This window comes from Apibacter sp. ESL0404 (assembly GCF_019469245.1).
In the GTDB taxonomy this organism is placed as follows: Bacteria; Bacteroidota; Bacteroidia; order Flavobacteriales; family Weeksellaceae; genus Apibacter.
In genome coordinates this window covers 672962-698198 of record NZ_CP048267.1, presented here as the reverse complement: position 1 = coordinate 698198, position 25237 = coordinate 672962, and the positions used below count along the sequence as shown (strand labels likewise).

Below are 25237 nucleotides of genomic sequence, written 5' to 3'. Positions count from 1 at the left end.
TCATCTTTATAGGTTGTATTCTATCTGTTTTGACTTCGTATCCGCTATTGATTTTATTCAAGTACTTTTTTTATATATAATATATAGGTAGATTGTACACTTTACTATTACTTTAACTGAATAGCTTTTTGTTTTGTAATTTATAATAATATATATCGAACAAGTTATTAAAGTCTTTTGCTAAATAAACTAATATATAAAATTAAACCTAAAAAGATATATAAACTATATATAACAAAAAAGACTGCTTATTTATCATAGCAGTCTTTTTAATTTTTCAGATATGTTCTAGCAGATTATCTTTTAGCTCTGTATTCGCTAACAGTTAATTGCTTTCTTCCTTTTGCTCTACGTCTTGCTAAGACTTTTCTTCCGTTAGCTGATGCCATTCTTTCACGAAAACCATGCTTGTTTCTTTTCTTTCTTTCTGAAGGTTGAAATGTACGTTTCATCGGTTGTTATCTTATATCTTTATATTCGTTAATCTTTTTCGAGGTTGCAAAGATAGCATTTATTTTTTATATTCCTACTTTTAATTGTTTTTTTGTGTAAAAAATTTTAGGTGTAACCGTAAGGTAGTTATAGGTTTATAGTCATAAACAAGGTTATTGTAGGTTATTTCTTCACTTTACATGACAAATGTACTATATAATAAACTTCTTCTTAGTTGATATTTTTATATGTTCTGTCAAGAAAGAATAAATTTTGATTGATTATTTTATATTAAGGTAATTTATATTTTGTTTTCGTGAAATCAATTTTATATTTATCAATAAAAAAAGCTATCATTAATGATAGCTTTTTCAATTCATTATAAAGTAGTAATATGAATATTACCCGTTAATTTTAGCAATTCTTTGAATCAATTCAACAACTTTGTTAGAATATCCCCACTCATTATCATACCAGCTTACTACTTTAACAAATTTAGGGCTTAATTGTATCCCTGCTTTAGCATCAAATATTGATGTACGTGGGTCTGTAATAAAGTCAGAAGAAACAACTTCTTCATCGGTATATCCTAAAATTCCTTTTAATTCACCTTCTGATGCTTCTTTCATTGCTTTACAGATTTCATCATAAGTTGTTTCTTTAGCTAAATTTACTGTTAAGTCAACTACTGAAACGTCTAAGGTTGGTACACGGAATGCCATACCTGTTAATTTTCCGTTCAAAGAAGGAATAACTTTGCCAACTGCTTTAGCTGCTCCGGTTGAAGATGGAATTATATTTCCTGCTGCTGCTCTACCTCCTCTCCAATCTTTTGCTGATGGTCCGTCAACTGTTTTTTGAGTTGCAGTAGTAGCATGTACTGTAGTCATTAATCCTTCTAAAATACCAAATTTTTCATGTAATACTTTAACTACCGGAGATATACAGTTTGTTGTACAAGATGCGTTAGAAATAAATTGAGTACCTTTTACATAAGTATTATCGTTTACTCCGCATACAAACATAGGGGTATCATCTTTAGATGGAGCAGACATAACTACATATTTTGCTCCTGCGTCGATGTGTCCTTGTGCTTTATCTTTTGTAAGGAATAAACCTGTTGATTCTACTATATATTCTGCTCCGATATCACCCCATTTAAGATCTGCAGGATTTTTTTCAGCAGTTACTCTAATTGCATTTCCATTTACTACTAATTTACCATCTTTAATTTCAATCGTTCCATCGAATTTACCATGAACAGTATCATATTTTAGCATATAAGCCATATATTCAACATCAATAAGGTCATTGATTCCTACAACTTCAATATTTTCATTATGTTGAGCCGCACGAAATACTAATCGTCCTATACGACCAAAACCATTGATACCAATTTTAATTTTTGACATAATACTTTACTTTTTTAAGTTTGTTTCTAAATTAATTTTTTTATTTTATCTATGTAGATAAGATATCTGCTACTTTTATTAGATCCTTATCTATTTCATTGTGTTTTTTAATTGCTTCTTCTATAGGAGTAAAAACGATCTTGCTTGATTGCATTCCTGCCATTACATTAGATCTACCCGCCATTAATCCTTCAACTGCAGCAACACCTAACCTTGAAGCCAACACTCTGTCGGCAACTGTAGGAGATCCTCCTCTTTGAATATGACCTAAAACGGTAACTTTAACGTCAAATTCCGGATATTTCATTTTAGTAAATTTAGCCAAATCATATACTCCTCCTAATTTTTCTCCTTCAGCTACTACTACAATACTGGATGTTTTTCCTTTTTGTTTTGCATTGTCAAAAGAAGAAAATAAATCTTCAATACTATCTTTTTGTTCAGGTATAAGTATATCCAATGCTCCGGTAGCTATACCGCTGTTTAAAGCAATAAATCCGGCATCCCTTCCCATAACTTCTACAAAGAAAACTCTATTATGCGAAGTGGCTGTATCTCGGATTTTATCTATTGCATCAACGACGGTATTTAATGCGGTATCATAGCCTAAGGTAAAATCTGTACCGAATATATCGTTATCGATAGTTCCAGGAATTCCAATAAAAGGTACTCCTTGTTCTTTTTGGAAAACAGTTCCACCTGTGAAAGATCCATCTCCTCCGATGACTACTAATGCATCTATATTATGTTTTTTTACTGTTTCTGCTGCTTTATTTCTTCCTTCAATAGTTCTAAATTCATCGGAACGTGCAGATTTGAGCTCAGTTCCTCCTCTATTTATTAAATTTCTTACTGAACGAGGACCTAAATCAACAACCATATCATTAATCAGTCCATCATATCCCATTCGTATTCCACAGCATTCTATTCCATAATAATTAGCTGCTCTTACAACTGATCTTATGGCAGCATTCATCCCAGGAGAATCTCCTCCTGAGGTTAAGACACCTATTTTCTTAATTTTATTTGTGTTTTTAGACATGTTTTTTTATATAGATTTTTACATTCTAAGATCATACAAATATACTAATCATTTGTGGATTATGCATTAAGAAAAGGACATATATAATAAAATATATATCATGTGATTTTATATTGATTTAAAATTAATTTTTTCTTAATTTTGTAGTTATCACCTTTAATTTTAAGGTAACTTATTTATTTTATATCCACATTTTAAATTAGATATATTACGAAGTTATTAGTATAATAAATTGTATTGATAATTTACAGTTTTATATATCAAAAATAATACCATATTCCTTTATAATACAACATTTATACAGCTTCTTAGTCGTAAAATAAAAAATCATTTATGCTGATTTTCATAAATTTTTTATTAATTATTTTAAACTTCCTACCATGTCTTCCGGTCTAACCCATTGATCAAATTGTTCGGCAGTTACTAAACCTAAATTAATTGCTTCTTCTTTTAGTGTTGTTCCGTTTTTATGTGCTGTTTTAGCAATTTTGGCAGCATTTTCATACCCTATATGTGTATTTAAGGCTGTCACCAACATTAGGGAATTATTAACGAGTTCTTTTATTCTTGTGTAATTAGGCTCAATTCCGATGGCACAATGATCGTTGAATGATTTACAAGCATCTCCCAATAGTTGGGCTGATTGTAAAAAATTATAGGCCATAACCGGTTTAAAAACATTGAGTTCATAGTTTCCTTGTGTACCGGAAAAAGAGATAGTTGTATCATTACCCAATACTTGAGCACATACCATGGTCATTGCTTCATTTTGTGTAGGGTTTACTTTGCCCGGCATAATGGATGATCCAGGTTCATTTTCCGGTATAAACAATTCTCCTATTCCGCTTCTAGGTCCGGATGCAAGTAATCGTATGTCTTGAGCTATTTTAAAAAGTGAAACGGCTAATTGTTTTAGTGCTCCGTGTGTTTCAACTATTGCATCATGAGCTGCTAATGCTTCAAATTTGTTGGGTGCAGTAACAAATGGCAATCCGGTAAATTTAGATATGTATTCTGCAACTTTGACATCATAACCTTTAGGAGTGTTTAATCCTGTCCCTACAGCTGTTCCTCCTAAAGCTAATTCTGATAAATGCGTCAAGGTATTTTTTATAGCTTTAATGGCATGATCCAATTGAGCAACGTATCCGGAAAACTCTTGTCCTAAAGTTAAAGGGGTGGCATCCATTAAATGGGTCCTTCCTATTTTTACTACATCTTTAAATTTCTCTGATTTTTTTAACAATGTATTTCTTAATTTTTCAACTGCCGGTAAGGTATGTTTTACCACCTTTTTATAGGCTGCAATATGCATTGCTGTTGGGAAGGTATCGTTTGAAGATTGGGATTTATTTACATCGTCATTAGGATGAATCGGACTCTTTTCACCTAGTTTACCTCCACCTAATACCAATGCTCGATTAGATATTACTTCATTGACATTCATATTGGATTGTGTTCCTGAACCGGTTTGCCATATAACAAGCGGGAATTGGTCATTTAATTCTCCTTTAATGATTTCATCACATACTTTGGCTATTAAATCCCTTTTTTCTGAAGGTAATACTCCTAAATCAGTATTAGCATATGCGGCCGCTTTTTTTAGATAGGCAAATGCTTCAATTATCTCTTTGGGCATTGATGCCTCCTGTCCAATCTTAAAATTATTTCTTGATCTTTCAGTTTGGGCACCCCAATATTTGTCAGCGGGAACTTGTACTTCTCCCATAGTATCTTTCTCTATACGGTAATTCATGGTTACGTTTTTTTATTTTATATGAATCTTTCAAAAATCATACAAAAATAAAAAATCAGCCAAAAAGGCTGATTTTATTACTTCTATTATAGGATTGATTTACTTTTTCTTATTTTTATTTTGATTCATTTTTTGTTCTTGAATCTGTTTTTGTTGCTCTTGGGCTTGTTCCAACATGGATTGCATTTTTTGCTGCCATTTACTTTTTTTCTTACCCGGCTTTGTTTTATTCTCTTGCATCTTAGCATGCAACTTTTCTTCATTGATCATAAAGTTTTTAATCAATAAGATTAAAAGTATATTTATAGCATTGGATACTAAATAATACCAAGAGAGACCTGATGCATATGAATTTAACCAAAATATAAACATAACCGGCATCAAATACATCATAAACCTCATATCCGGCATTCCTTCTTGTGTAGGTGCCTGCATGGTAGAGGTTGACATTTTAGTGTAAATTAATAATACTAAACAGTATAATATCGTAAACAGACTTATGTGATTTCCGTAAATACTTGATAAAATCGGAATATGTGTTGTCCATTCATAAATAGAATCATAAGCGGTCAGATCATCTGCCCAAAGGAAGGACTGTCCTCTTAAAGCTATATTATTCGGGAAAAATCTAAATAATGAATAGAAAATAGGTATTTGTATTAATGCCGGTAAGCATCCTGCTAATGGATTAACCCCTACCTTTCTATATAATTCCATCGTAGCTTGTTGCTTTTTAATCGGATCTGAATTTTTGTGTTTTTCGCTTAATTCGTCAATTTCCGGTTTTAAAATTCGCATTTTTGCTCCTTGAATGTATTGTTTATACATAATAGGAGAGGTAACTAATTTTACCACGATGGTCATTAAGAAAATTATCCATCCTGCTGCAATACCGAATTTTGATAAAAATTCATAAATCCATAAATAAAATATACAAAGCCATTTCATCCATCCAAATGGAATGTTGTATGAAAACTGTTTACTGTCTCCATTATCTGCTTTGTAAGATTTCAATAGATCATAATCTAAGGGTAGAAAATTCCAAGTATATTTTTGATTAATTTCTCCTTGTTGGATAGGAACTATACTTGTAAACGTAAAATTCTTAAGATAATCAGGGTTATCTCTTTCTGCTTCTTGTGTACCTTTGGATTTGTAAAATCCGTTCTGTGCTTCTAAAATAGTTGCAAAGAATTGTTGTTTAACACTAATCCAATCTATTTTGTCTTTATCTTCAGTAAATCCGTTTGTATCGTAATCAGTTTGTGAATAATCGTTTAAACTGTATCTAAACTCCGTATAGGTGGTTTCTTGTGATTTTCCTTTTTCAAGAGCGATCGCATTTTGATTCCAGTATAATTCAGCATCATGCTGGGAGGTAATTTTTGATAATCCTTTCGATACTACTTGAAAATCTAAAGAATATTTTCCTTTCAGTGCATAACGGAATTGAATAAAACTCGTATTATCTAAATTCGCAGTTAAAACGGTTACATTTCCTTCCGTTGATGGTGTAAAAACCAAATCTCTGGTATTAATTATTTTACCAGCCTTATCTTTAAATGAAATATTGAAATCGGTATTTTCATTATTTACAAGATATAAAGGTTTTTTGTGAAGGGTTGTATCCTTATCATAAGCCGTCCATTTTTTTAAACGTACTTCACGTAGTTGAGCTCCTTGTGTGCTGACTTTAACTTCTATTTCATCATTTGAAAAAGGTAATAATTCTACCTTAGCCTGAGCAAGTGAGTCTAACTTTACGGGTGCTGACTTATCATTGGTATTCTGAGAGATATTTTCAGATTTGATTTGTTGCTGTTCGGATTTTTGGGCTTCATCTATCGCCTGTTTTTGTTGATTATTGGAATAAATCAAAAATCCAATTAAAATAATCCCTATAAGAATAAAACCAATCAGCTGGTTTTTATCAAATTTGCTTTCCTGTTGCATTCTTTACTTTGTTTATCTGATATTTTTGAGATGCTTTAACTAATGCTAAAAATAATGGGTGGGGTGAAGCTACCGTACTTTTATATTCCGGATGGTATTGTACTCCTATAAAGAATGGATGATCTTTTACTTGTATAACTTCCACTAACCCTGTATCAGGATTAGTTCCAATGGCTTCTAAACCATGGTTTTCAAACTCACTTATATATTCATTGTTAAGCTCGTATCTATGTCTGTGTCGTTCTTCTATATTTTGTGCATTGTAGATTTTTTCTGCTATAGAGCCTTTTTTAAGTTTACATGCCCATGCTCCCAGTCTCATAGTGCCTCCTTTATTGGTGACATTTTTTTGTTCTTCCATTAAACAGATAACCGGAGCTGAGGTATGCAAGTTAAATTCAACACTATCTGCATCTTTATATCCAAGTACATTTCTAGCAAATTCTATGACCGCAATTTGCATACCTAGACAGATTCCTAATACAGGTATTTTATTAACTCTAGCGTATTGACAGGCTATAATTTTTCCTTCAATTGCTCGATCTCCAAATCCGGGAGCTATTATAACTCCATCCACACCTTTTAAATAATCGGAAATATTCTCATAGGTAAGATCTCCGCTGTATATCCAACGAATATTTACTTTAGTTTCTAAAGTGGCTCCTGCATGTATTAGAGCTTCTACAATAGATTTATAGGAATCTTGAAGAGATACATATTTTCCTACTAAAGCTATTTCAACATTACTTTTTGGATTTTTATATTTATCCAGAAAATCATTCCATTGTTTTAAATCCGGTTTTTTATCTGTGGATAAACCTAGTTCTTTTAACACTAATGCATCAAAATTCTGATTTTGCAGATATAAAGGAACTTCATAGATGGTAGGAAGGTCTTTACTTTCAATTACATTATCAATATTAAGGTTACAGAATAATGCTAATTTAGAGCGTACTTCTTTAGATATTGAGCATTCTGTCCTACATACCAGAAAATTGGTTTGTACTCCATATTCCATAAGTTGACGTACGGAATGTTGAGATGGTTTAGTTTTTAACTCTCCACTGGCTGCTAAATATGGAATTAAAGTTAGGTGTACTACAATCGAATTTTGATATCCTAATTCCCAGCGTAATTGACGTACGCTTTCAACATAAGGCAAGGATTCAATGTCTCCTACCGTTCCTCCTATTTCGGTAATAATGATGTCAAAATCTCCTTTTTTGCCTAATATTTTAATTCTTCTTTTTATCTCATTAGTAATATGAGGAATTACCTGTACAGTTTTTCCTAAAAAGTCTCCTCTTCTTTCTTTATCAATAACTGTTTGGTAAATTTTTCCGGTAGTAACATTGTTGTCTTTGCTGGTAGGACTATTTAAGAATCTTTCGTAGTGCCCTAAATCTAAATCAGTTTCAGCTCCATCTTCAGTAACATAGCATTCTCCATGCTCATAGGGATTTAGTGTTCCCGGATCAATATTAATATATGGATCGAGTTTTTGAATGGTTACTTTGTAACCTCTGGCTTTTAAAAGCATTCCTAAAGATGCAGCGACAATTCCCTTTCCAAGTGAAGAAGTAACACCACCTGTAACAAATATATACTTTGGAGAAGATTGGTCAGACATAATTTTAAAGTTTTGAAAAAATTTAGTTTATATAGTTTAGAATAGTTCAGTCAGTACCAATAAAAAAAGGCAAGCTACCTGCATCACACCGCTACAACCGTTTACCTTTGCTGCGTTCCCACCCTGGAGGATTCACAGGAGCTGGTTGTGCAGGACTTGCCGGTGCAAAAGTATAACTTTTTATAAATAATACAAAATTATAAGGCTTTTTTGAATAATATTTTTTTACAGCACTTTTTGAATCATTATATTAAAAATAAATACTGATTTAAAGTAAAAATAATCCTATTTACAACATTAGATGCTATATATTATTTTGTATTTTTGAAATTTGATGAAGATTATTTATTAATTGATAATTATTAATATAAAAATTTCAAGAAAAGGATTTATAAAGTTTACTAATGTAATTTGCATCAATTGAATAATTCATTTAAGTATATTTTCACTAAATTTAATACATATTATTTTAAATTTCATTTGCATCAAATTATCCTTTTATATAAAAGATAACACTAATGATATATTAATTTAAAAGTTTTTAATTAAAGCTCTTTAAAAGAAGTATAAATATACTTTTTGTTCATCAATTATGAATCAAAATATCATATTCTTATTTATCTTAATCAAAAAAAATAATTACTATATTAGCTACTTATCAAAATACTAAACAAAATGAGCATAAAATTGCGGCTAATTATTCTTGTTTTTCTTCAATATTATATTTGGGGTTCTTGGTTAATATCTTTGGGAGGATATGCCGGATTACCTATAACTGAGGGTGGTTTAGGATTTACCGGAATCCAAATCGGAAGTTTATTTGCAACTATGGGATTTACTTCTCTTTTTATGCCCGGCTTATTGGGTATAATTGCCGACCGGTGGATAAATGCTGAAAAATTATTAGGTATAAGCCATATTCTAGCTGCCATATTTATTTTCATGGCTTCTCAAGTTAAAGAATACCACATATTTTATCTTTTGCTATTCCTGCATACTTGCTTTTATATGCCAACCATATCATTGACTAATTCTGTTTCTTATAATGCTCTTGAAAAAAATGGTTTAAATTCAGTTACCGATTTTCCTCCTATACGAGTTTGGGGAACCATTGGTTTTATTGCAGCTATGTGGACGGTTGATTTCTTAGGTTTTGCCAGAAGTTCTGTTCAACTTTTCATTAGTGCGGGAGCCGGAATTATTATGGCCTTATATTCCTTTACGATGCCGGCTACACCACCAACTAAAAATGTTGATAAGAAAGGATTAGTACATGCACTAGGCCTGGATGCTTTTGTTTTATTGAAAAATAGGAAAATGGCTATATTTTTCTTTTTTTGCATGCTGTTAGGTTGTTCACTTCAAATAACCAATGCTTTCGGAGGTCCTTTTTTAGATAGTTTTAAATCCACATATCCCGATTCTTTTGGCGTTAAACACCCTAACTTATTATTATCTATTTCACAAATTTCTGAAACTTTATGTATTTTGCTAATACCATTCTTTTTACAAAAATTTGGAATCAAAAAGGTGATTATGATAAGTATGTTTGCATGGTTTCTACGTTTCGGACTGTTTGGATTAGGAAATCCGGCTAATAAAATTTATCTTTTAATTTTATCCATGATTGTATATGGAATGGCTTTCGATTTTTTCAATATTTCAGGATCTTTGTTTGTAGATAAAGAAACTGATAAGAGTATGCGTTCCAGTGCTCAAGGACTATTTATGATTATGACGAACGGACTTGGTGCTATTTTAGGAAGCTACGGTAGTGGATGGGTGGTTGAGCATTTTACTGTCAATGGCATTACCAATTGGCCATATGTTTGGTTTACTTTTGCAGCTTATTCTCTAACAATTTTTATCATTTTCCCATTTGTATTTAACCCTAAAAAATCTTCCTAGGGATTAGGTATTTTCAAAATGGTCTATTAAAAATATTTTTATTTAAGAATAAATATTTGCGTTTTAGTAAATAACCATCCTATTAAAACGCCGATAAATGCTCCTGAAAGAACATCCAGAGGAAAATGTACTCCTACATATATTCTGCTATAAGATACCAAAATAGCCCAAGAGAATAATAAAAATGATGAATATTTATATTCTTTTTTAAAAAGAAAAGTTAAATAGGTAGCTAAACTAAAAGAATTGGCAGCATGTGCGGAAAAATAGCAATAGGATCCCCTACATTTTTCAATCACTAGCCTAAAAACCCCATCTAATTCCGGATTTCTACAAGGTCTTGGTCGCTGAATCCAATTTTTAACTAATGAGGATAAAGAATCGGTTAAAGAAATCATTAAAGCAATACTTAAACCGACTAAAAGAACTTTTTTCCATCCATATTTTTCTAAAATAACTAAAAATATAAAAAAATAAGTAGGGATCCAATAGTATTCATTAGTTATAAATAACCAAAAAGCATCAAATTTTGGGCTTCCTAAATTATTTAAATATAAAAATAATTCTTCATCCCATTTTATAATTTTATCCATTAACTTCTTTTTACAGGACCGTCGAACGTATCATCCATAAAATCATTTAAATGATCAGTAGCCTCACTTACCTTTTGATCCATATTTTTTTTGGCCTCATTTATTTCATCTTCAATTTCCTTAACTGATCCGTTGTCATCAACTTGAGACATGATTTCTCTTTTAATATTATCGGTGGCATCTTTCATGGCACGTACCCCCTGACCTAACCCTCTTGCTATTTCAGGAATCTTATCAGGGCCAAACAATAAGACCACTACTAAAAGTATAACTATAATTTCTTCAAAACTCACAATATCTACATTTATTTTTTACAAATTTACAACTTTCTCATATGTATTGTCCGATTTTAAATGAATTTAACGTATTCATATTAATTAAATTCTAATAAGTGCTTGTAATAATTATTTTAAATAATAAATGAGAATTTTTATGTGTGAAATATCATTTTAAGCCTAACAATCCTGTAAAATTCAAAATTCACTAACCCTATACATATTGTTTATAAAAAAAGGTCTTGAATTTCAAGACCTTTTTTTATAACAACATAAAATATTTATTTTATAGTGGATACTTTCGTATTTGAATGTTCTTTATCATAATTATATTTAGTTAAATCATAAGATAAAGAAGATGCTATGTATATAGATGAATACATACCAAATGTAAATCCTAAAAATAGTGCAAACATAAACCCTTGTAAAGTTTCACCACCGAAGAAGAAGATAATAACTGTTACCATAATTGTAGAAACACCCGTATTAATAGTTCTTCCTAAAGTATGATTAATTGCATCATTATATAATTCCTCTAAAGTCATTAAGTGGTGCGCATTATTTTTCTTATTTTCTCTAATCCTATCAAATACAATAACGGTATCATTAATAGAATAACCGATAATAGTTAAAATAGCTGCAATAAATGATTGATCTATTTCCACGGAAAAAGGTATGATTTTTAGCCAACTTAATACGGAAAATGCACCCATTACTACTATTGAGTCATGTAATAAGGCTGCAACCGCACCGGTCGACATTTGCCAATTTCTAAATCGTACCAAAATATAAATGAAAATACCTGCTAATGCAATAGATACGGCAATAACTCCATTTCTAACGATCCCACTGGCTACTGTAGGGCCCACTTCTGAACTTGATTGAATTCCATAAGGAGTACCCTTTACAAAACTTTCTTTAGAGTAATTAGCCGGAAGATAATTTTTTAATCCTGTATATAATTTTTCACGAATTACCACATCAATATTCGGATCATTACTATCCATTCCATATTTAGTAGTTATTCTTACTTGATTACCTTCTCCATATTTTTTAGCATTAATATTCGAAGATTCTCCGTCAGTAGTAAATAATTTTTCTAATGATTCTGTTACTTCTTCCGGATAAATATTTTTTTCCAGTTTAATTACATAAGTTCTTCCTCCCGTGTAATCTACCCCTTTATCAAAACCTTTAGTGAACATGGAAATCAAGGCAATAACCATTATAACTAATGAGAAAATATAAGCATATTTTCTTTTTTCCATCCATTTAAAATGAACATTGGTAAACCAGTTTTTAGTTATGCTTGTAGCTAAAGAAAAGTTTTTACCTTTTTCCATAGAACCATAAATAAGCATACTGGTTATAAATATTGCTGTAAATAAGGTACAGAAAATACCTATAACTAAGGTAACCGCAAAACCTTTGATCGGTCCGGTGCTAAATAAAAGCACGATACCCACAATTAATGTGGTTAAATTACCATCAATAATTGCTGCCAAAGCATGTTTTTGTCCTTCAATAAATGCTTGCTTTAGAGGTCTTCCTCGTCTTAACTCTTCTTTAACTCTTTCAAAAATAATAATGTTAGCATCTACAGCCATTGCCATAGAAAGTACTATACCTGCAATTCCGGGAAGAGTTAAAACAGCACCCGTGGAAGCCATAATACCTATTAAATAAAATAAATTTAATATAAGAGCTATATTCGCGTATAAACCTGCTTTTCCATAGTAAAAAATCATCCATCCTAAAATAAACAAGTAGGAAACAACTATAGATATTAATCCATTGTTTATAGATTGTTGACCCAAGGTTGGACCTACAATTTCTGATTGGATAATTTTTGCTTTTGCCGGTAGATTACCGGATTTTAAAACATCAACCAAATCGTTAGCTTCTCTTTCTGTAAAATTACCGCTAATAACTGATTGACCGTTTGGAATAACTGAATTGACATTAGGAGCAGTATAAACTACATCATCAAGAACAACTGCAATGGGTTTACCAATATTTTTTTCAGTCATATTTTTCCAAACCAAAGCACTTTCCGGTCCCATTTGCATACTTATTTGTATTCTGTTGAATTGGTCGAAAGTTAAACCTGCTTCAGTAACTGCCCCGACTAAAGGAGATTTGTTATTTTTAGTTCCACGAATGGCATATAATTCTAACTCATTGTTAGATTGCGAATCCGGTTTAGAAGCCCATAATAATTTTATATATCGTAAACCAATCGGTAATAATTTTTTAGCTTTATCTGAATATATAACTTTATTAATTGCTGCTGTATCAGATAATTTAGCAACTGCTAATGCATTGGATCGATTAGACGGTTTCAATAAGGGAGTTAATTTGTTATTAGCAACCTTTAAATTAACATCCATTAGATAGGACCATGCGGTAGGTTGATCATACACTTCCCAAAACTCTAATCTCGCAGAAGTCTGAAGTAATTTTTTTACACGATCAGCATCAGTAACTCCCGGTAATTCTACTAATATTCTACCGGTACCGGGTACTCGTGCAATATTGGGTTCATCAATATTTAGTTTTTTGATACGGGCCCTTATAACATCTATTGCTTTAGTAACTTTGGATTCAATAACTCCGGAAATATATTTTTCAACTTGCTCGTCTGTTGTGTTATGTTGAATTTGATTGGATAAATCTCTAGTACCAAAAACATCAGGACTAGATAACTTTAAATCCGGCTGATTTAATTCTGATTTAGCTGTTTGAAATGCTTTAAAAAAATTAGCTGTATAGGTATCCCTGGATTTCACTTCCTCCGAAGTAGCTATATCTAAAGCTTTTCTAAATACCGGATTTTCTGAATTATCTGCCAAATCCAACAATAGATCTTTTTCGGAAATTTCTAATAATAGATTTAATCCGCCTTTAAGATCCAATCCTAACTTCATTTCATTCTTCTTGGCATCATAATAATTCATCTTAACTATTCCGAGATTCAAAGTATCTTTAGCTAATTTATCAAGCTCAGCTTTTTTACTCGCCTCCGTTCCGTTAGATAAACTGTTTGCTTTAGATTCTATACGGTTAACATATAATGTTGGAAATAATTCCGCCAAACATATTAACACAAGAACAATTGCAAAAAATTTAACAAGTCCTTTTCCTTTCATTGGTAAGTTTTAATTATAAATAATGTATTTTTATTTGGTTTGCAAATATAACAGTCTATTTGATGACTGGCAATTATTTATATATTTTTTTGCTCATTAAAATAAATACATTCAATAATATGCATAAAATTTTAAAATAAACTTATAAATAAAAAGTGTAAAAATTATTTTTATAAAACCTTGCCGTTTTATATTTGTATTTTAAACAATTATGGAAAAGGAAGAAATTGAAAAAGCAGTTGAAATTTTAAAAAAAGGAGGAACTATTCTGTATCCCACCGATACCATCTGGGGTATTGGATGTGATGCAACCAATGAGGAAGCCATTGAAAAAGTTTTCAAATTAAAAAATAGGGATAAATCTAAAAATTTAATTATTTTAGTAGAATCTGAAAGAAGGCTTCAAGAATATGTTAATGTTTCTTCATTGGCTTGGGATTTGATTGATTTAGCAAACAAGCCATTAACCATAATATATGATAAACCACAAAACTTGCCTGCTCTATTGATTTCTGACGAAAATACTATAGGAATTCGTTTAACGAAGGATCCCTTTTGTAAAAAATTAATTTCAAAACTTAATAAACCCTTGGTGTCGACCTCAGCAAACATCAGTGGTGAACCATCTCCGGAAAATTTTTCATCAATTTCTTGCAAAATTTTGGAAGGTGTGGATTATATAATAAATTTGCGCCACGAAGAAAATATGCAATTTGCATCTTCTTCCATAATACAACTATCTGAGGATGGACGAATTAAAGTAATTAGAGAATAGATACTAAATGAATTTAAGCCACGCAATACAAAATCCTATTTTTAAACTGATAACTCATGTTGTTTCGGACAAAAAACAACAAACTTTTGTTATCGGAGGCTTTGTTCGTGATCTCCTTTTGGAAAGACCGAAAGTTAAAGATATTGATATTGTAACTGAAGGTAGCGGTATTGAATTAGCTTTATCCGTTGCAGATAAACTACATTCCAAACCAAAAGTATCCGTTTTTAAACGTTTTGGTACCGCTATGATCCATGTTAAGGATTATGATGTTGAATTTGTGGGTGCGAGAAAAGAAAGTTATTCTTTTGATAGCCGGAAACCTTTTGTTGAAACGGGTACTATAGAAGATGACCAGAATAGAAGGGATTTTACTATTAACACATTAGCGATAAGCTTAAATGAAGAAAATTTTGGAGAATTGGTCGATCCATTTAATGGATTAGAAGATTTAAAAAGAAAAATCATTCGTACGCCTTTAGATCCTGAAATTACCTATTCAGACGATCCCTTACGAATGATTAGAGCCATACGATTTGCAACTCAGCTAAATTTTACAATTGAATCGTCTTCTTTTCTTGCGATTAAAGAAAATGCTGAACGATTTGATATTTTATCAAAGGAAAGAATTACGGATGAGTTTAATAAAATTATGATGTCTCCTCAACCTAGTATTGGTCTGAAATTGTTATATGAAGCAAATCTTTTACAACGATTTTTACCGGAACTAACCGATTTGCAGGGTATTGAAGAAGTTGAGGGACAAAAACATAAAGATAACTTTTTTCATACTCTTGAAGTAGTTGACAATATAAGTAAAACTACAACCAATTTATGGTTAAGATGGGCTGCTTTATTACATGATATCGGTAAAGCTCGAACTAAAAAATTTGATAAAAAAATAGGTTGGACATTTCATTCTCATGAATTTGTGGGTAGTAAGATGGTTCTTTCCCTATTTAAAAGATTAAAATTACCTCTGGGCGAACCTTTAAAATATGTTCAAAAACTAGTTCAGAATAGCTCGCGTCCCATATCACTTATTACAGATGATGCATCGGACAGTGCTTTGAGAAGATTATTATTTGATATGGGTGATGATTTGGAAGATTTATTTTTACTTTGCAAAGCTGATATCACAACAAAAAATCTAAAGAAACAAACACGTTTCAAGCAAAATTTTGATTACGTTGAAGAAAAAATAAAGGAAGTAGAAGAAAAAGATAAAATAAGAAATTTTCAACCGCCTATTACCGGACATGATATTATGGAAGCTTTCGAAATTATTGAAGGAAAACAAATTGGTACAATTAAGGAAGCAATTAAAGAAGGTATATTAGAAGGCACTATTACAAACGACTATAAAAACTCATACAACTATATGTTACAATTAGGAAAAAAATTAAATTTAAAACGTAAAAACTAGACTATATGATTTATAAGATTAGAGTAATTCTTGAAACAGAAGGGGACGTTTTTCGAGACATTGAGATTAAGGATTTGCAAACATTGTGGAATTTATATGAAGGCATTAAAAGTGCTTTTAGTCTACAAGGTGATGAGTTAGCTTCATTTTATAAGTCTGATGATAATTGGACTCAAGGCACAGAGATTCCTTTAGAAGATATGGATGAAGATGGCGAGGGTGAGACCATGTCAGACGTATATATTAAAGAAGTTTTTACAAAAGTCGGAGATAAAATGTTATTTGTTTATGACTTTATGAAAATGTGGTCTTTTTACGTAGAATTGTTAGAAATTATTGATAGAAAAGCGATAGGTGTTTATCCGTTAACGGTGTATCGTTTTGGTAAAATGCCTTTAAAAGCACCTGATAAAAAGTTTACTTCACCATCAAATATTGACGATTTCAGTGATGTGGGTGATGTTGACATGAACATTAAATTTGACGACGATGACGATTCCTATGACGACGATGACGATGATTCGTATAATGATGACGAACTTCTAGACGAGGATGAATTATAGAAACTAAAAAAGGAAATTAAATAAAATTTAATTTCCTTTTTTCTTTTAAATTTATAAATTTTCACATATAAATTTCATATATTAATTTACTAATAATATAGCTTATAAATCGTATTCGTATTTTCTATCCAAAACAAAATCTTCCATAAATTTGGTCGTATAATCTCCCTTCAAGAAATTTGGATCATCCATAAGCTGTCTGTGTAAAGGAATAGTAGTTTTAACCCCCTCAATATAGAATTCATCTAATGCTCTCTTCATTTTAATAATAGCTTCACTTCGTGTAGGAGCTGTTACTATTAATTTAGCAATCATAGAATCATAAAAAGGTGGAATTGTATATCCTGAATAAACATGTGTATCAACTCTTACTCCATTACCTCCGGGAATATTCAAGGTAACTATTTTTCCTGGTGATGGACGAAAATCACTGTAAACATCTTCTGCATTAATTCTACATTCTATGGAGTGTCTTTGCGGATAAAAATTATTTTTAGGAACTTTAGCACCTGCTGCTAACTCTATTTGAAGTTTTAATAAGTCTAAGTCGGTAATTTGTTCAGTGATCGGATGTTCAACTTGAATTCTCGTATTCATTTCCATAAAATAGAAATTTCCATATTTATCAACTAAGAATTCAATTGTACCTACTCCTTCATATCCTATATATTCTGCTGCTTTTACAGCTGCTTCACCCATTTTTTTACGTAATTCTTCTGAAACAAATGGAGAAGGCGTCTCTTCTGCTAATTTTTGATGACGTCTTTGAACTGAACAATCTCTTTCAGAAAGATGGATAGCCTTACCATATTTATCTCCGGCTATTTGAATTTCAATATGTCTAGGTTCTTCAATAAGCTTTTCCATATACATACCCCCATTCCCAAAAGCAGCTTCGGCTTCTTGAACTGCAGATTCCCAAGAACTTTTAAGGTTTTCCTCTTTCCAGATAGCTCTCATTCCTTTTCCGCCACCTCCGGCTGTTGCTTTAAGCATAACAGGATATCCTATTTCTTTAGCAATTTTAACAGCATCTTCATACGATTTTATTAAACCGTCTGAACCCGGTACAGTGGGAACTCCCGCCTCTTTCATGGTTGCTTTTGCAGAAGCCTTATCTCCCATCCTTTCTATATTTTCAGGAGTACCACCGATGAATTTAATTCCCATCTTTTGGCAAGATCTGGAAAAATTAGCATTTTCAGAAAGGAAACCATATCCAGGATGAATAGCGTCTGCGTTAGTAACTTCTGCAGCTGCTAAAATATTCAATTGTTTTAGGTAGGAGTCTTTACTTGATGAAGGTCCAATACATACTGCTTCATCTGCAAATCGTAAATGTAAGCTCTTAGCATCTGCCGTAGAGTAAACAGCAACCGTTTTAATACCCATTTCTTTTGCTGTTCTAAGAATTCGCATAGCGATTTCTCCTCTATTAGCAATCAAAATTTTTTTAAACATACACTTTAACTTTTAATTTTGATTATTTAAGATGGATCTACTAAGAATAAAGGTTGGTCAAATTCAACGGGTGAAGCATCATCAACTAAAAATTTAACAATTTTTCCTGAAACTTCTGATTCTATTTCATTGAATAATTTCATTGCTTCTATCACACAAACTATACTACCTGCACTAACAGTGTCTCCTATATTAACAAATGCTTCTTTATCAGGGGAAGGTTTTCTGTAGAATGTACCAATCATTGGAGATTTTATAGTTACATACTTAGATGTATCTTCATCGTTCTGGGTAGCTACTGATTGGTTAGTTACAGTTGGCAAAGAAGCTACCGGATGATTTGTCACAGCTTGTATTGGTTGGGAAACTTCCGGTGTATATACTACGGAACCACTTTTGGTTTTAATGGAAATCTCAAATTCTTCTGTCTTATATGTTACTTCTGCAACATCTGATTTAGATACAAATTTAATTAAATTTTGAATGTCTTTAATGTCCATGAGCTAGAGCTTTTATTTAAATTTTCCCAAATGTAAAGGAAATAAATTAATTTTATACAGAAAAAAACCATTTAACTAATAAATTAAATGGTATTATATTTTTAGATTCTAACTAACTTAGATTTACTCTTCAACTTCTTCAACAGCCTTTTCCATAACTACTTTTCCTCTGTAGTATAATTTTCCTTCATGCCAGTATGCACGATGGAACAGGTGCAATTCTCCGGTTGTTGAGCATTTAGCTAATTGAGGAACTGACGCTTTATAGTGAGTTCTTCTTTTATCTCTTCTTGTAGATGACTGACGTCTTTTAGGATGTGCCATAATTCTTCCTTAAATATTTTTTTATTTTATATTTTATTCGCCTTCTTCATCAGACAGGCCATACTTTTCAAGTAAATGGGTATGTTCGTCCTCATATCCTTCGGAATATTTAGGATGAACATGCTTCATAGGTATGGATAAAAGCACACTTTCATAAATTAATTGAGACACATTTATACTATGAGAACCTAAAGGTAAAATTAAAACTTCTTCATTACTATCATCATAAGATTCTCCAAACTTAACTAATGTTTTGATTTCATTTTTAACGGCTTGTTCATATTCTTCTCCGGAAATATCACATTCTAAAACTACAACACCTTCTGTTTTTACCTTTAATTCTAAAAAAGAAGAATGTTTTATAATTTCAATGTCAACCTCAATTTTAGGACTTTTAAACTCCTGTATGAAATCAAACAATTCAAAAAATGGTTGCTCAATACTCATCTTAAAGCTATGAGTTCCAAGCTTTAATGATGAAAATAAAATATCATAATTGCGTAACCTTTCCATAAATATGGTTTGCAAAGTTAAGTATTAGTTATTAAAACTACAAATTTTTAATTTATTTTTAATTGGATATAAGATATTTAGTAAAACTGCCATATAATGTATATAAAAATAAATTTATCTAATTTATTTATTATTAGTATATATTTATAATTATTCTTTTGAAAATTTATAAATTTGTTAGAGAATAATTATCAATGAAAGATTATGCATTTTATTCAGGGTTAGGTTTTCAACTCATGGTAACCATATTAATTTTTACGGGAATTGGTTATTATCTAGATGAAAAATATCTTTCTATGAAACCTTTATTTATAATAATTTTCAGCTTATTAGGAATAGGAATCGGACTCATCAATATCATCCGCCAAGTATCAAGAAAACAAAAATAATATAAATCATATTTTCTTGAGTAGCAAACATTAAAATATGATAAAAATCATACACATGGAATGTGTTTTAAAAATATTTATATTTGCATATACATGAATCAGAAAAATATGATAAAATTTGCATTTAGCTTTTTAGTCTTAATTTTTACCTTTAATTTCACTTTTGCTGAGGGTACTACTAAAAGTAATGATTCAGAAACATTTAATCCTACTGAAACTGCCATGCACCATGTTAAGGATTCTCATCAATTTGAAATATGGGGCGATGATGTTACTCTCTATTTGCCTGTAATCCTCTGGACTGATAATGGATTAGTACTGTTTTCTTCTAAAGAATTTAAAGGAAATGATGATGGAGAAGTAGTGGTAGAGAAAAATGGAATGAGATTTATTAAATTTCATGAAAAAATATATTATGCTAATACCAAAAAAAATGCATCGGGGGAATATATAACAGAATCATCCCAAATTGTTCACTTGGACGATCAACATCATCCTATCAATAAAGCTCCTTGGGATTTTTCAATTACTAAAAATATATTTTCTATGTGGCTTTCCCTTGGGATTTTATTAGTTGTATTTATTTCAGCAGCCAGATATTATAAATCAAAATCTTATACCGGAGTTCCTAAAGGAGTAGCTGCCGTTGTTGAACCTTTGATTGTATTTGTAAGAGATGAAATAGCTATACCAAATATCGGAGAAAAAAAATATAAAAAATATATGCCTTATTTGTTAACTGTATTTTTCTTTATATGGTTAAACAATGTTATGGGGTTAATTCCATTTTTTCCATTTGGAGCTAATCTGACTGGAAATATAGCTGTTACTTTTACATTGGCTGTTATCACTTTTATAATTACTAATATTAGTGGAAATAAAAATTACTGGAAACATATATTTTGGACTCCCGGCGTACCTGTCCCGATGAAATTATTCTTAGCACCCATTGAAGTTATCGGTATTTTTACCAAACCCTTTTCATTAATGGTTCGATTATTTGCTAATATAACCGCCGGACACATTATTATTATCAGTTTAGTTTCATTAATTTTTATATTTAAATCTTATTTTGTAGCTCCTGTATCTATAATTGCAGTAGTCTTTATAAGTGTAATTGAAATTTTAGTAACTGCCTTACAAGCATATATATTTACAACTCTTTCTGCACTATATTTCGGTATGGCAACAGAAGATAATCACGAAGAACATTAATTTTTAATATATAGTAAACATGGGAATGTCAGTAATTGGAGCAGGTTTAGCTGCTATTGGAGCAGGAATTGGAATCGGTCTTATCGGTGGAAAAGCGATGGAGGCTATTGCAAGACAACCTGAAGCTCAAGGAAAAATTCAGGCTTCTGCATTAATCTTAGCTGCATTAGTTGAAGCAGTTGCTTTATTTGCAATTGTGGTATCTTTGATTAAATAAGAAGAAAAATAACAGAAAACTCGAAATGATAACGGTTGGTTATTCGAGTTTTCTTTTAATTAAAAAAGCATTTATTTAAACTCTTATTATAAAAAGTTAAAAAAGATATAAAATATGGATTTATTAACTCCTTCAATTGGTTTAATATTTTGGATGACTATTTCCTTTATAGTTTTATTAATAATTTTAGGAAAATATGCCTGGAAACCTATTTTAAAAGCCTTAGAAAATAGAGAAAACTCAATACAGAAATCTTTAGATGAAGCTAAAAATGCGCGTGAAGCGATGGCTAAGTTAATCTCTCAAAATGAGCAAATTTTAAAAGAAGCTCGTATGGAGCGCGAAGCCATTCTTAAAGAAGCCCGTGAAATTAAAGATAAAATTATCAACGATGCTAAAGATGCTGCTACTGCAGAAAGCAATAAAATTATTCAATCAGCTAAAGAAACTATTAATGCGGAAAGAATATCTGCGATCAATCAAATAAAAAGTGAAGTGGCAGATTTATCCGTTGATATAGCAAAAAAAGTTCTTCAAAAAGAACTATCTTCTCCTGAAGAACAAAAAAAGCTTATTGATTCATTAGTAAACCAAGCAAAATTAAACTAAAATGTCAGTAGTTAGACTTGCTAAGCGCTATGCAACGGGTTTATGGGAGTATGCCCTATCTTTACATGAAAGTGAAACTATCGTTAAAGAAATGAAATCTTTAATTGATATAATCAATCAAAATAAAGATTTTCAATTCTTTTTAAAATCCCCTATAATTGAAACCCATAAAAAAATTAATATTGTAAACGAAATTTTCAAATCCTTCTCTCCTACTTCTCGTAATTTTATTACTTTAGTAGTAAGGCATAAGAGAGAAAATGATTTATTGGAAATAGCACAACAAGTCTTGGAATTATACGATGTATATAATGGCATACAACGCGTTGAAATTATTTCTGCTGTACCATTAGATCAAGAAACCGTAAGCAAAATTTTAAATTCATTCCCAAAAATTAACCAAGAAAAAGCAATTATTGAAAATAAAATAGATGCATCTCTTATTGGAGGATATATTTTACGTATGGATGATCAACAAATCGATGCAAGCGTAAAATCCGAACTAACTAATATTCAAAAAAAATTAAGTAATAAAATATTTTAATTTTTTAGCTATAACTTATAAATAAAAAGACCACAATGGCAGATATAAAACCAGCAGAAGTTTCTGCAATTTTAAAACAGCAATTATCAAATTTCGATCAAAATATTTCCTTAGAAGAAGTGGGAACGGTTTTACAGGTTGGAGATGGTATTGCCCGTATATATGGACTAAGTAATGCAGAACAAGGAGAGCTTGTAAAGTTTTCCAATGGATTGGAAGGAATGGTTCAAAATTTAGAAGAAGATAATGTAGGGGTAATACTTTTGGGTAAATCCAATGGTATTAAAGAAGGAGATATCGTTAAAAGAACTAAAACGATTGCATCTATCGATGTGGGTGAAGGAATGATAGGAAGAGTTGTCGATACTTTAGGTGCTCCAATAGACGGTAAAGGTCCGATTTCCGGAGAATTATACAGAATGCCTTTGGAAAGAAAAGCACCCGGTGTATTATTTCGCCAACCCGTAAATGAACCTTTGCAAACCGGTATAATAGCTATAGACTCTATGATTCCTATCGGTAGAGGCCAAAGGGAATTAATTATTGGTGACCGTCAGACCGGAAAATCTACAGTAGCCATTGACACGATTCTAAATCAAAAAGAATTTTATGATCAAGGCAAACCCGTGTATTGTATTTACGTAGCTATTGCCCAAAAAGCATCTACTGTTGCGCAAATTGTTAAAACATTAGAAGACAAAGGAGCAATGGCTTATACGGTTGTGGTTGCCGCAAACGCTTCTGATCCTGCTCCTATGCAGGTTTATGCTCCATTTGCCGGAGCTTCCATCGGAGAATTTTTACGCGATACCGGTAGATCTGCATTAATTATCTATGACGATCTATCTAAACAAGCAGTTGCTTATCGTGAGGTTTCCTTATTATTAAGAAGACCTCCGGGACGTGAAGCGTATCCGGGTGACGTATTTTATTTGCACTCCCGTTTGTTAGAAAGAGCCGCTAAAATTATTGATAATGATGAGGTTGCTTCAACGATGAACGATTTACCGGAATCTTTAAAAGGTAAAGTTAAAGGAGGGGGATCATTAACAGCTCTACCAATCATTGAAACTCAAGCAGGAGACGTTTCTGCGTATATTCCTACTAATGTAATTTCCATTACAGACGGACAAATATTTTTAGAATCGGATTTATTTAATTCCGGGGTAAGACCTGCGATCAATGTTGGTATTTCTGTATCACGTGTAGGTGGAGCTGCTCAGATTAAACCTATGAAAAAGGTATCCGGTACACTGAAGATTGACCAAGCGCAATTTCGCGAATTGGAAGCATTTGCAAAATTTGGTTCCGATTTAGATCCGGCTACTGCCGCTGTTATTGCAAAAGGAGAGAGAAACGTTGAAATATTAAAACAGTCCGTTAACTCACCTATGCCTGTTGAAGAACAAATTGCTATTATATATGCAGGAACTCAAAATTTATTACGTGAAGTTCCTGTCAATAAAGTTCAAGATTTTAAAAGAAATTTAACGGAAACATTACGAACTCAACATGCCGATTTATTAAAAAGTTTAAAAGAAGGTAAAATAGATGATTCCATTACTTCTTCTTTAGATACGATAATAGCCGGAGTTGTAAAAAATTATTCATAAATAAAAAAGAATATTCTAGAAAATGGCAACATTAAAAGAAATACGAAACCGAATTGCCTCTGTAAATTCGACTATGCAAATTACAAGTGCAATGATGATGGTTTCTTCATCTAAACTGAAAAGAGCGCAAGATGCTATTTTAAGACTACGCCCCTATTCAGAAAAAATGCAAGAATTATTATCAAATGTTAGTCCTTTTCTTGACTCTGATTCCGGTGGTGCAGAATATGCTAAAAAGAGAGAACTTAAAAAGGTTTTATTAGTTGTTATTACTTCCAATAAAGGACTTGCCGGGGCCTTTAACTCTACTATTGTTAAAGCTGTTAAAAATCTATTGGAAAATGACTATAAAAATATTCAAGTTGACCTTTTAACAATAGGAAAAAATGGATATGAAAATTTAAAAAAATCAGTATCCATATATAAAAATTGCAGTTCTCTATGGGATGCGCCAACCTATGAAAATTCTTCTAAAATATCTGAAGAACTTATGCAGTTGTTTTTAAATGGTGAATATGATCAAATTGAATTGGTATATAATCGATTTAAAAATGCGGTGGTTCAGCTTTTACAGGTTGAGCAATTTCTACCAATTGAACTTTCTAAAAATACCAATGATTCTTCCTTAGTTAGCGATTATATTTATGAACCCTCTAAGGAAAGTATTTTAACACATCTTATTCCTACATCATTAAAAACTCAGCTGTTTAAAGCGATATTGGATTCAAATGCTGCAGAACATGGAGCAAGAATGTCTGCTATGCAGGCTGCCACAGATAATGCTAAAGCATTAAAAAATCAACTATCCATATCGTATAATAAAGCTCGTCAAGCATCCATAACCAATGAATTAATTGAAATTGTTAGTGGAGCTCAAGCCTTAGAAAATTAAGATTTTAAAATTATAATCTATATAAAAAGGTTACTATAAACGTAAC

The 25237-nt window shown here is 31.3% G+C and carries 24 protein-coding genes and 1 other RNA gene; 11 read left to right on the top strand and 14 right to left on the bottom strand.

What is annotated here, in order from left to right:
• Positions 1–296 precede the first annotated feature (296 nt).
• The 7 genes from rpmH to ffs form a co-directional block, all read right to left on the bottom strand.
• Positions 297–452, bottom strand: a complete 156-nt coding sequence (rpmH, locus tag GYM72_RS02930; RefSeq protein WP_055425699.1) for a 50S ribosomal protein L34 — start codon at positions 450–452, stop codon at positions 297–299.
• 381 nt (positions 453–833) lie between these two features.
• Complete coding sequence (gene gap, locus GYM72_RS02925) at positions 834–1844, bottom strand: type I glyceraldehyde-3-phosphate dehydrogenase (protein WP_160543085.1); 1011 nt, start codon at positions 1842–1844, stop codon at positions 834–836.
• A gap of 49 nt (positions 1845–1893) precedes the next feature.
• Positions 1894–2886: a 6-phosphofructokinase gene (gene pfkA, locus GYM72_RS02920; protein WP_160557897.1), complete on the bottom strand. Its 993-nt coding sequence runs from the start codon at positions 2884–2886 to the stop codon at positions 1894–1896.
• A gap of 361 nt (positions 2887–3247) precedes the next feature.
• Positions 3248–4642 (bottom strand): class II fumarate hydratase, encoded by a 1395-nt coding sequence (gene fumC, locus GYM72_RS02915; RefSeq protein ID WP_220264643.1) that lies wholly within the window; start codon positions 4640–4642, stop codon positions 3248–3250.
• 99 nt (positions 4643–4741) lie between these two features.
• Positions 4742–6595: a membrane protein insertase YidC gene (yidC, locus tag GYM72_RS02910; protein WP_220264642.1), complete on the bottom strand. Its 1854-nt coding sequence runs from the start codon at positions 6593–6595 to the stop codon at positions 4742–4744.
• Entirely contained in the window at positions 6573–8225 is a 1653-nt protein-coding gene (locus tag GYM72_RS02905; RefSeq protein WP_220264641.1) for a CTP synthase, read from the bottom strand. The genes yidC and GYM72_RS02905 overlap by 23 nt, the downstream gene beginning before the upstream one ends.
• A 64-nt stretch (positions 8226–8289) precedes the next feature.
• An RNA gene (gene ffs / locus GYM72_RS02900) (signal recognition particle sRNA small type) lies at positions 8290–8387 on the bottom strand.
• 513 nt (positions 8388–8900) lie between these two features.
• On the opposite strand from ffs, the gene GYM72_RS02895 reads away from it, so the two are divergent.
• On the top strand, positions 8901–10133 hold the full coding sequence (locus tag GYM72_RS02895; RefSeq protein WP_220264640.1) for a nucleoside permease: 1233 nt from the start codon (positions 8901–8903) through the stop codon (positions 10131–10133).
• 38 nt (positions 10134–10171) lie between these two features.
• Here GYM72_RS02895 and GYM72_RS02890 read toward each other — a convergent pair whose 3' ends face one another.
• The 3 genes from GYM72_RS02890 to secD all read right to left on the bottom strand — a co-directional run bounded on the left by GYM72_RS02890 (position 10172) and on the right by secD (position 14150).
• A complete protein-coding gene (locus GYM72_RS02890) occupies positions 10172–10726 on the bottom strand; it encodes a phosphatase PAP2 family protein (RefSeq protein WP_220264639.1) in 555 nt (184 codons plus the stop codon).
• Complete coding sequence (locus GYM72_RS02885) at positions 10726–11019, bottom strand: twin-arginine translocase TatA/TatE family subunit (protein ID WP_255571546.1); 294 nt, start codon at positions 11017–11019, stop codon at positions 10726–10728. The genes GYM72_RS02890 and GYM72_RS02885 overlap by 1 nt, the downstream gene beginning before the upstream one ends.
• 263 nt (positions 11020–11282) lie before the next feature.
• Positions 11283–14150, bottom strand: coding sequence for a protein translocase subunit SecD (gene secD / locus GYM72_RS02880; protein ID WP_220264638.1), 2868 nt, complete (start codon positions 14148–14150; stop codon positions 11283–11285).
• A 226-nt stretch (positions 14151–14376) separates the two neighbouring features.
• Between secD and GYM72_RS02875 the strand changes: the two genes are divergently transcribed.
• From GYM72_RS02875 to GYM72_RS02865, 3 genes are read left to right on the top strand one after another with little or no spacing between them, the layout of a single operon-like run.
• Positions 14377–14925, top strand: coding sequence for an L-threonylcarbamoyladenylate synthase (locus tag GYM72_RS02875; protein ID WP_220264941.1), 549 nt, complete (start codon positions 14377–14379; stop codon positions 14923–14925).
• A 7-nt stretch (positions 14926–14932) separates the two neighbouring features.
• Positions 14933–16351 (top strand): CCA tRNA nucleotidyltransferase, encoded by a 1419-nt coding sequence (locus GYM72_RS02870; RefSeq protein ID WP_220264637.1) that lies wholly within the window; start codon positions 14933–14935, stop codon positions 16349–16351.
• A 5-nt stretch (positions 16352–16356) separates the two neighbouring features.
• Positions 16357–16914 (top strand): hypothetical protein, encoded by a 558-nt coding sequence (locus GYM72_RS02865; protein ID WP_105296984.1) that lies wholly within the window; start codon positions 16357–16359, stop codon positions 16912–16914.
• A gap of 102 nt (positions 16915–17016) precedes the next feature.
• On the opposite strand, the gene accC is transcribed toward GYM72_RS02865, so the two are convergent.
• The 4 genes from accC to GYM72_RS02845 form a co-directional block, all read right to left on the bottom strand.
• On the bottom strand, positions 17017–18375 hold the full coding sequence (accC, locus tag GYM72_RS02860; protein WP_105296983.1) for an acetyl-CoA carboxylase biotin carboxylase subunit: 1359 nt from the start codon (positions 18373–18375) through the stop codon (positions 17017–17019).
• Positions 18376–18401: 26 nt separating this feature from the next.
• Positions 18402–18875 carry an acetyl-CoA carboxylase biotin carboxyl carrier protein gene (gene accB, locus GYM72_RS02855; RefSeq protein WP_160543074.1) on the bottom strand — a complete coding sequence of 158 codons (474 nt, stop codon included), beginning with the start codon at positions 18873–18875 and terminating at the stop codon, positions 18402–18404.
• 123 nt (positions 18876–18998) lie between these two features.
• Positions 18999–19199 carry a 50S ribosomal protein L32 gene (gene rpmF, locus GYM72_RS02850; RefSeq protein ID WP_055425712.1) on the bottom strand — a complete coding sequence of 67 codons (201 nt, stop codon included), beginning with the start codon at positions 19197–19199 and terminating at the stop codon, positions 18999–19001.
• A 33-nt stretch (positions 19200–19232) separates the two neighbouring features.
• Positions 19233–19712 carry a DUF177 domain-containing protein gene (locus GYM72_RS02845; RefSeq protein ID WP_160543073.1) on the bottom strand — a complete coding sequence of 160 codons (480 nt, stop codon included), beginning with the start codon at positions 19710–19712 and terminating at the stop codon, positions 19233–19235.
• Between the two features lie 194 nt (positions 19713–19906).
• Between GYM72_RS02845 and GYM72_RS02840 the strand changes: the two genes are divergently transcribed.
• From GYM72_RS02840 to atpG, 7 genes are all read left to right on the top strand, one after another.
• Entirely contained in the window at positions 19907–20101 is a 195-nt protein-coding gene (locus GYM72_RS02840; protein ID WP_105296980.1) for an AtpZ/AtpI family protein, read from the top strand.
• Between the two features lie 108 nt (positions 20102–20209).
• Positions 20210–21316 (top strand): F0F1 ATP synthase subunit A, encoded by a 1107-nt coding sequence (atpB, locus tag GYM72_RS02835; RefSeq protein ID WP_255571544.1) that lies wholly within the window; start codon positions 20210–20212, stop codon positions 21314–21316.
• A 19-nt stretch (positions 21317–21335) separates the two neighbouring features.
• Positions 21336–21533 carry an ATP synthase F0 subunit C gene (gene atpE / locus GYM72_RS02830; RefSeq protein WP_055425716.1) on the top strand — a complete coding sequence of 66 codons (198 nt, stop codon included), beginning with the start codon at positions 21336–21338 and terminating at the stop codon, positions 21531–21533.
• A gap of 114 nt (positions 21534–21647) precedes the next feature.
• Positions 21648–22142, top strand: coding sequence for a F0F1 ATP synthase subunit B (locus GYM72_RS02825; RefSeq protein ID WP_220264635.1), 495 nt, complete (start codon positions 21648–21650; stop codon positions 22140–22142).
• A gap of 1 nt (position 22143) precedes the next feature.
• Complete coding sequence (gene atpH / locus GYM72_RS02820; RefSeq protein ID WP_160568202.1) at positions 22144–22686, top strand: ATP synthase F1 subunit delta; 543 nt, start codon at positions 22144–22146, stop codon at positions 22684–22686.
• A gap of 35 nt (positions 22687–22721) precedes the next feature.
• Positions 22722–24299 (top strand): F0F1 ATP synthase subunit alpha, encoded by a 1578-nt coding sequence (gene atpA / locus GYM72_RS02815; protein WP_105296976.1) that lies wholly within the window; start codon positions 22722–22724, stop codon positions 24297–24299.
• Positions 24300–24321: 22 nt separating this feature from the next.
• On the top strand, positions 24322–25191 hold the full coding sequence (atpG, locus tag GYM72_RS02810) for an ATP synthase F1 subunit gamma (RefSeq protein ID WP_220264634.1): 870 nt from the start codon (positions 24322–24324) through the stop codon (positions 25189–25191).
• Positions 25192–25237: the final 46 nt, after the last annotated feature.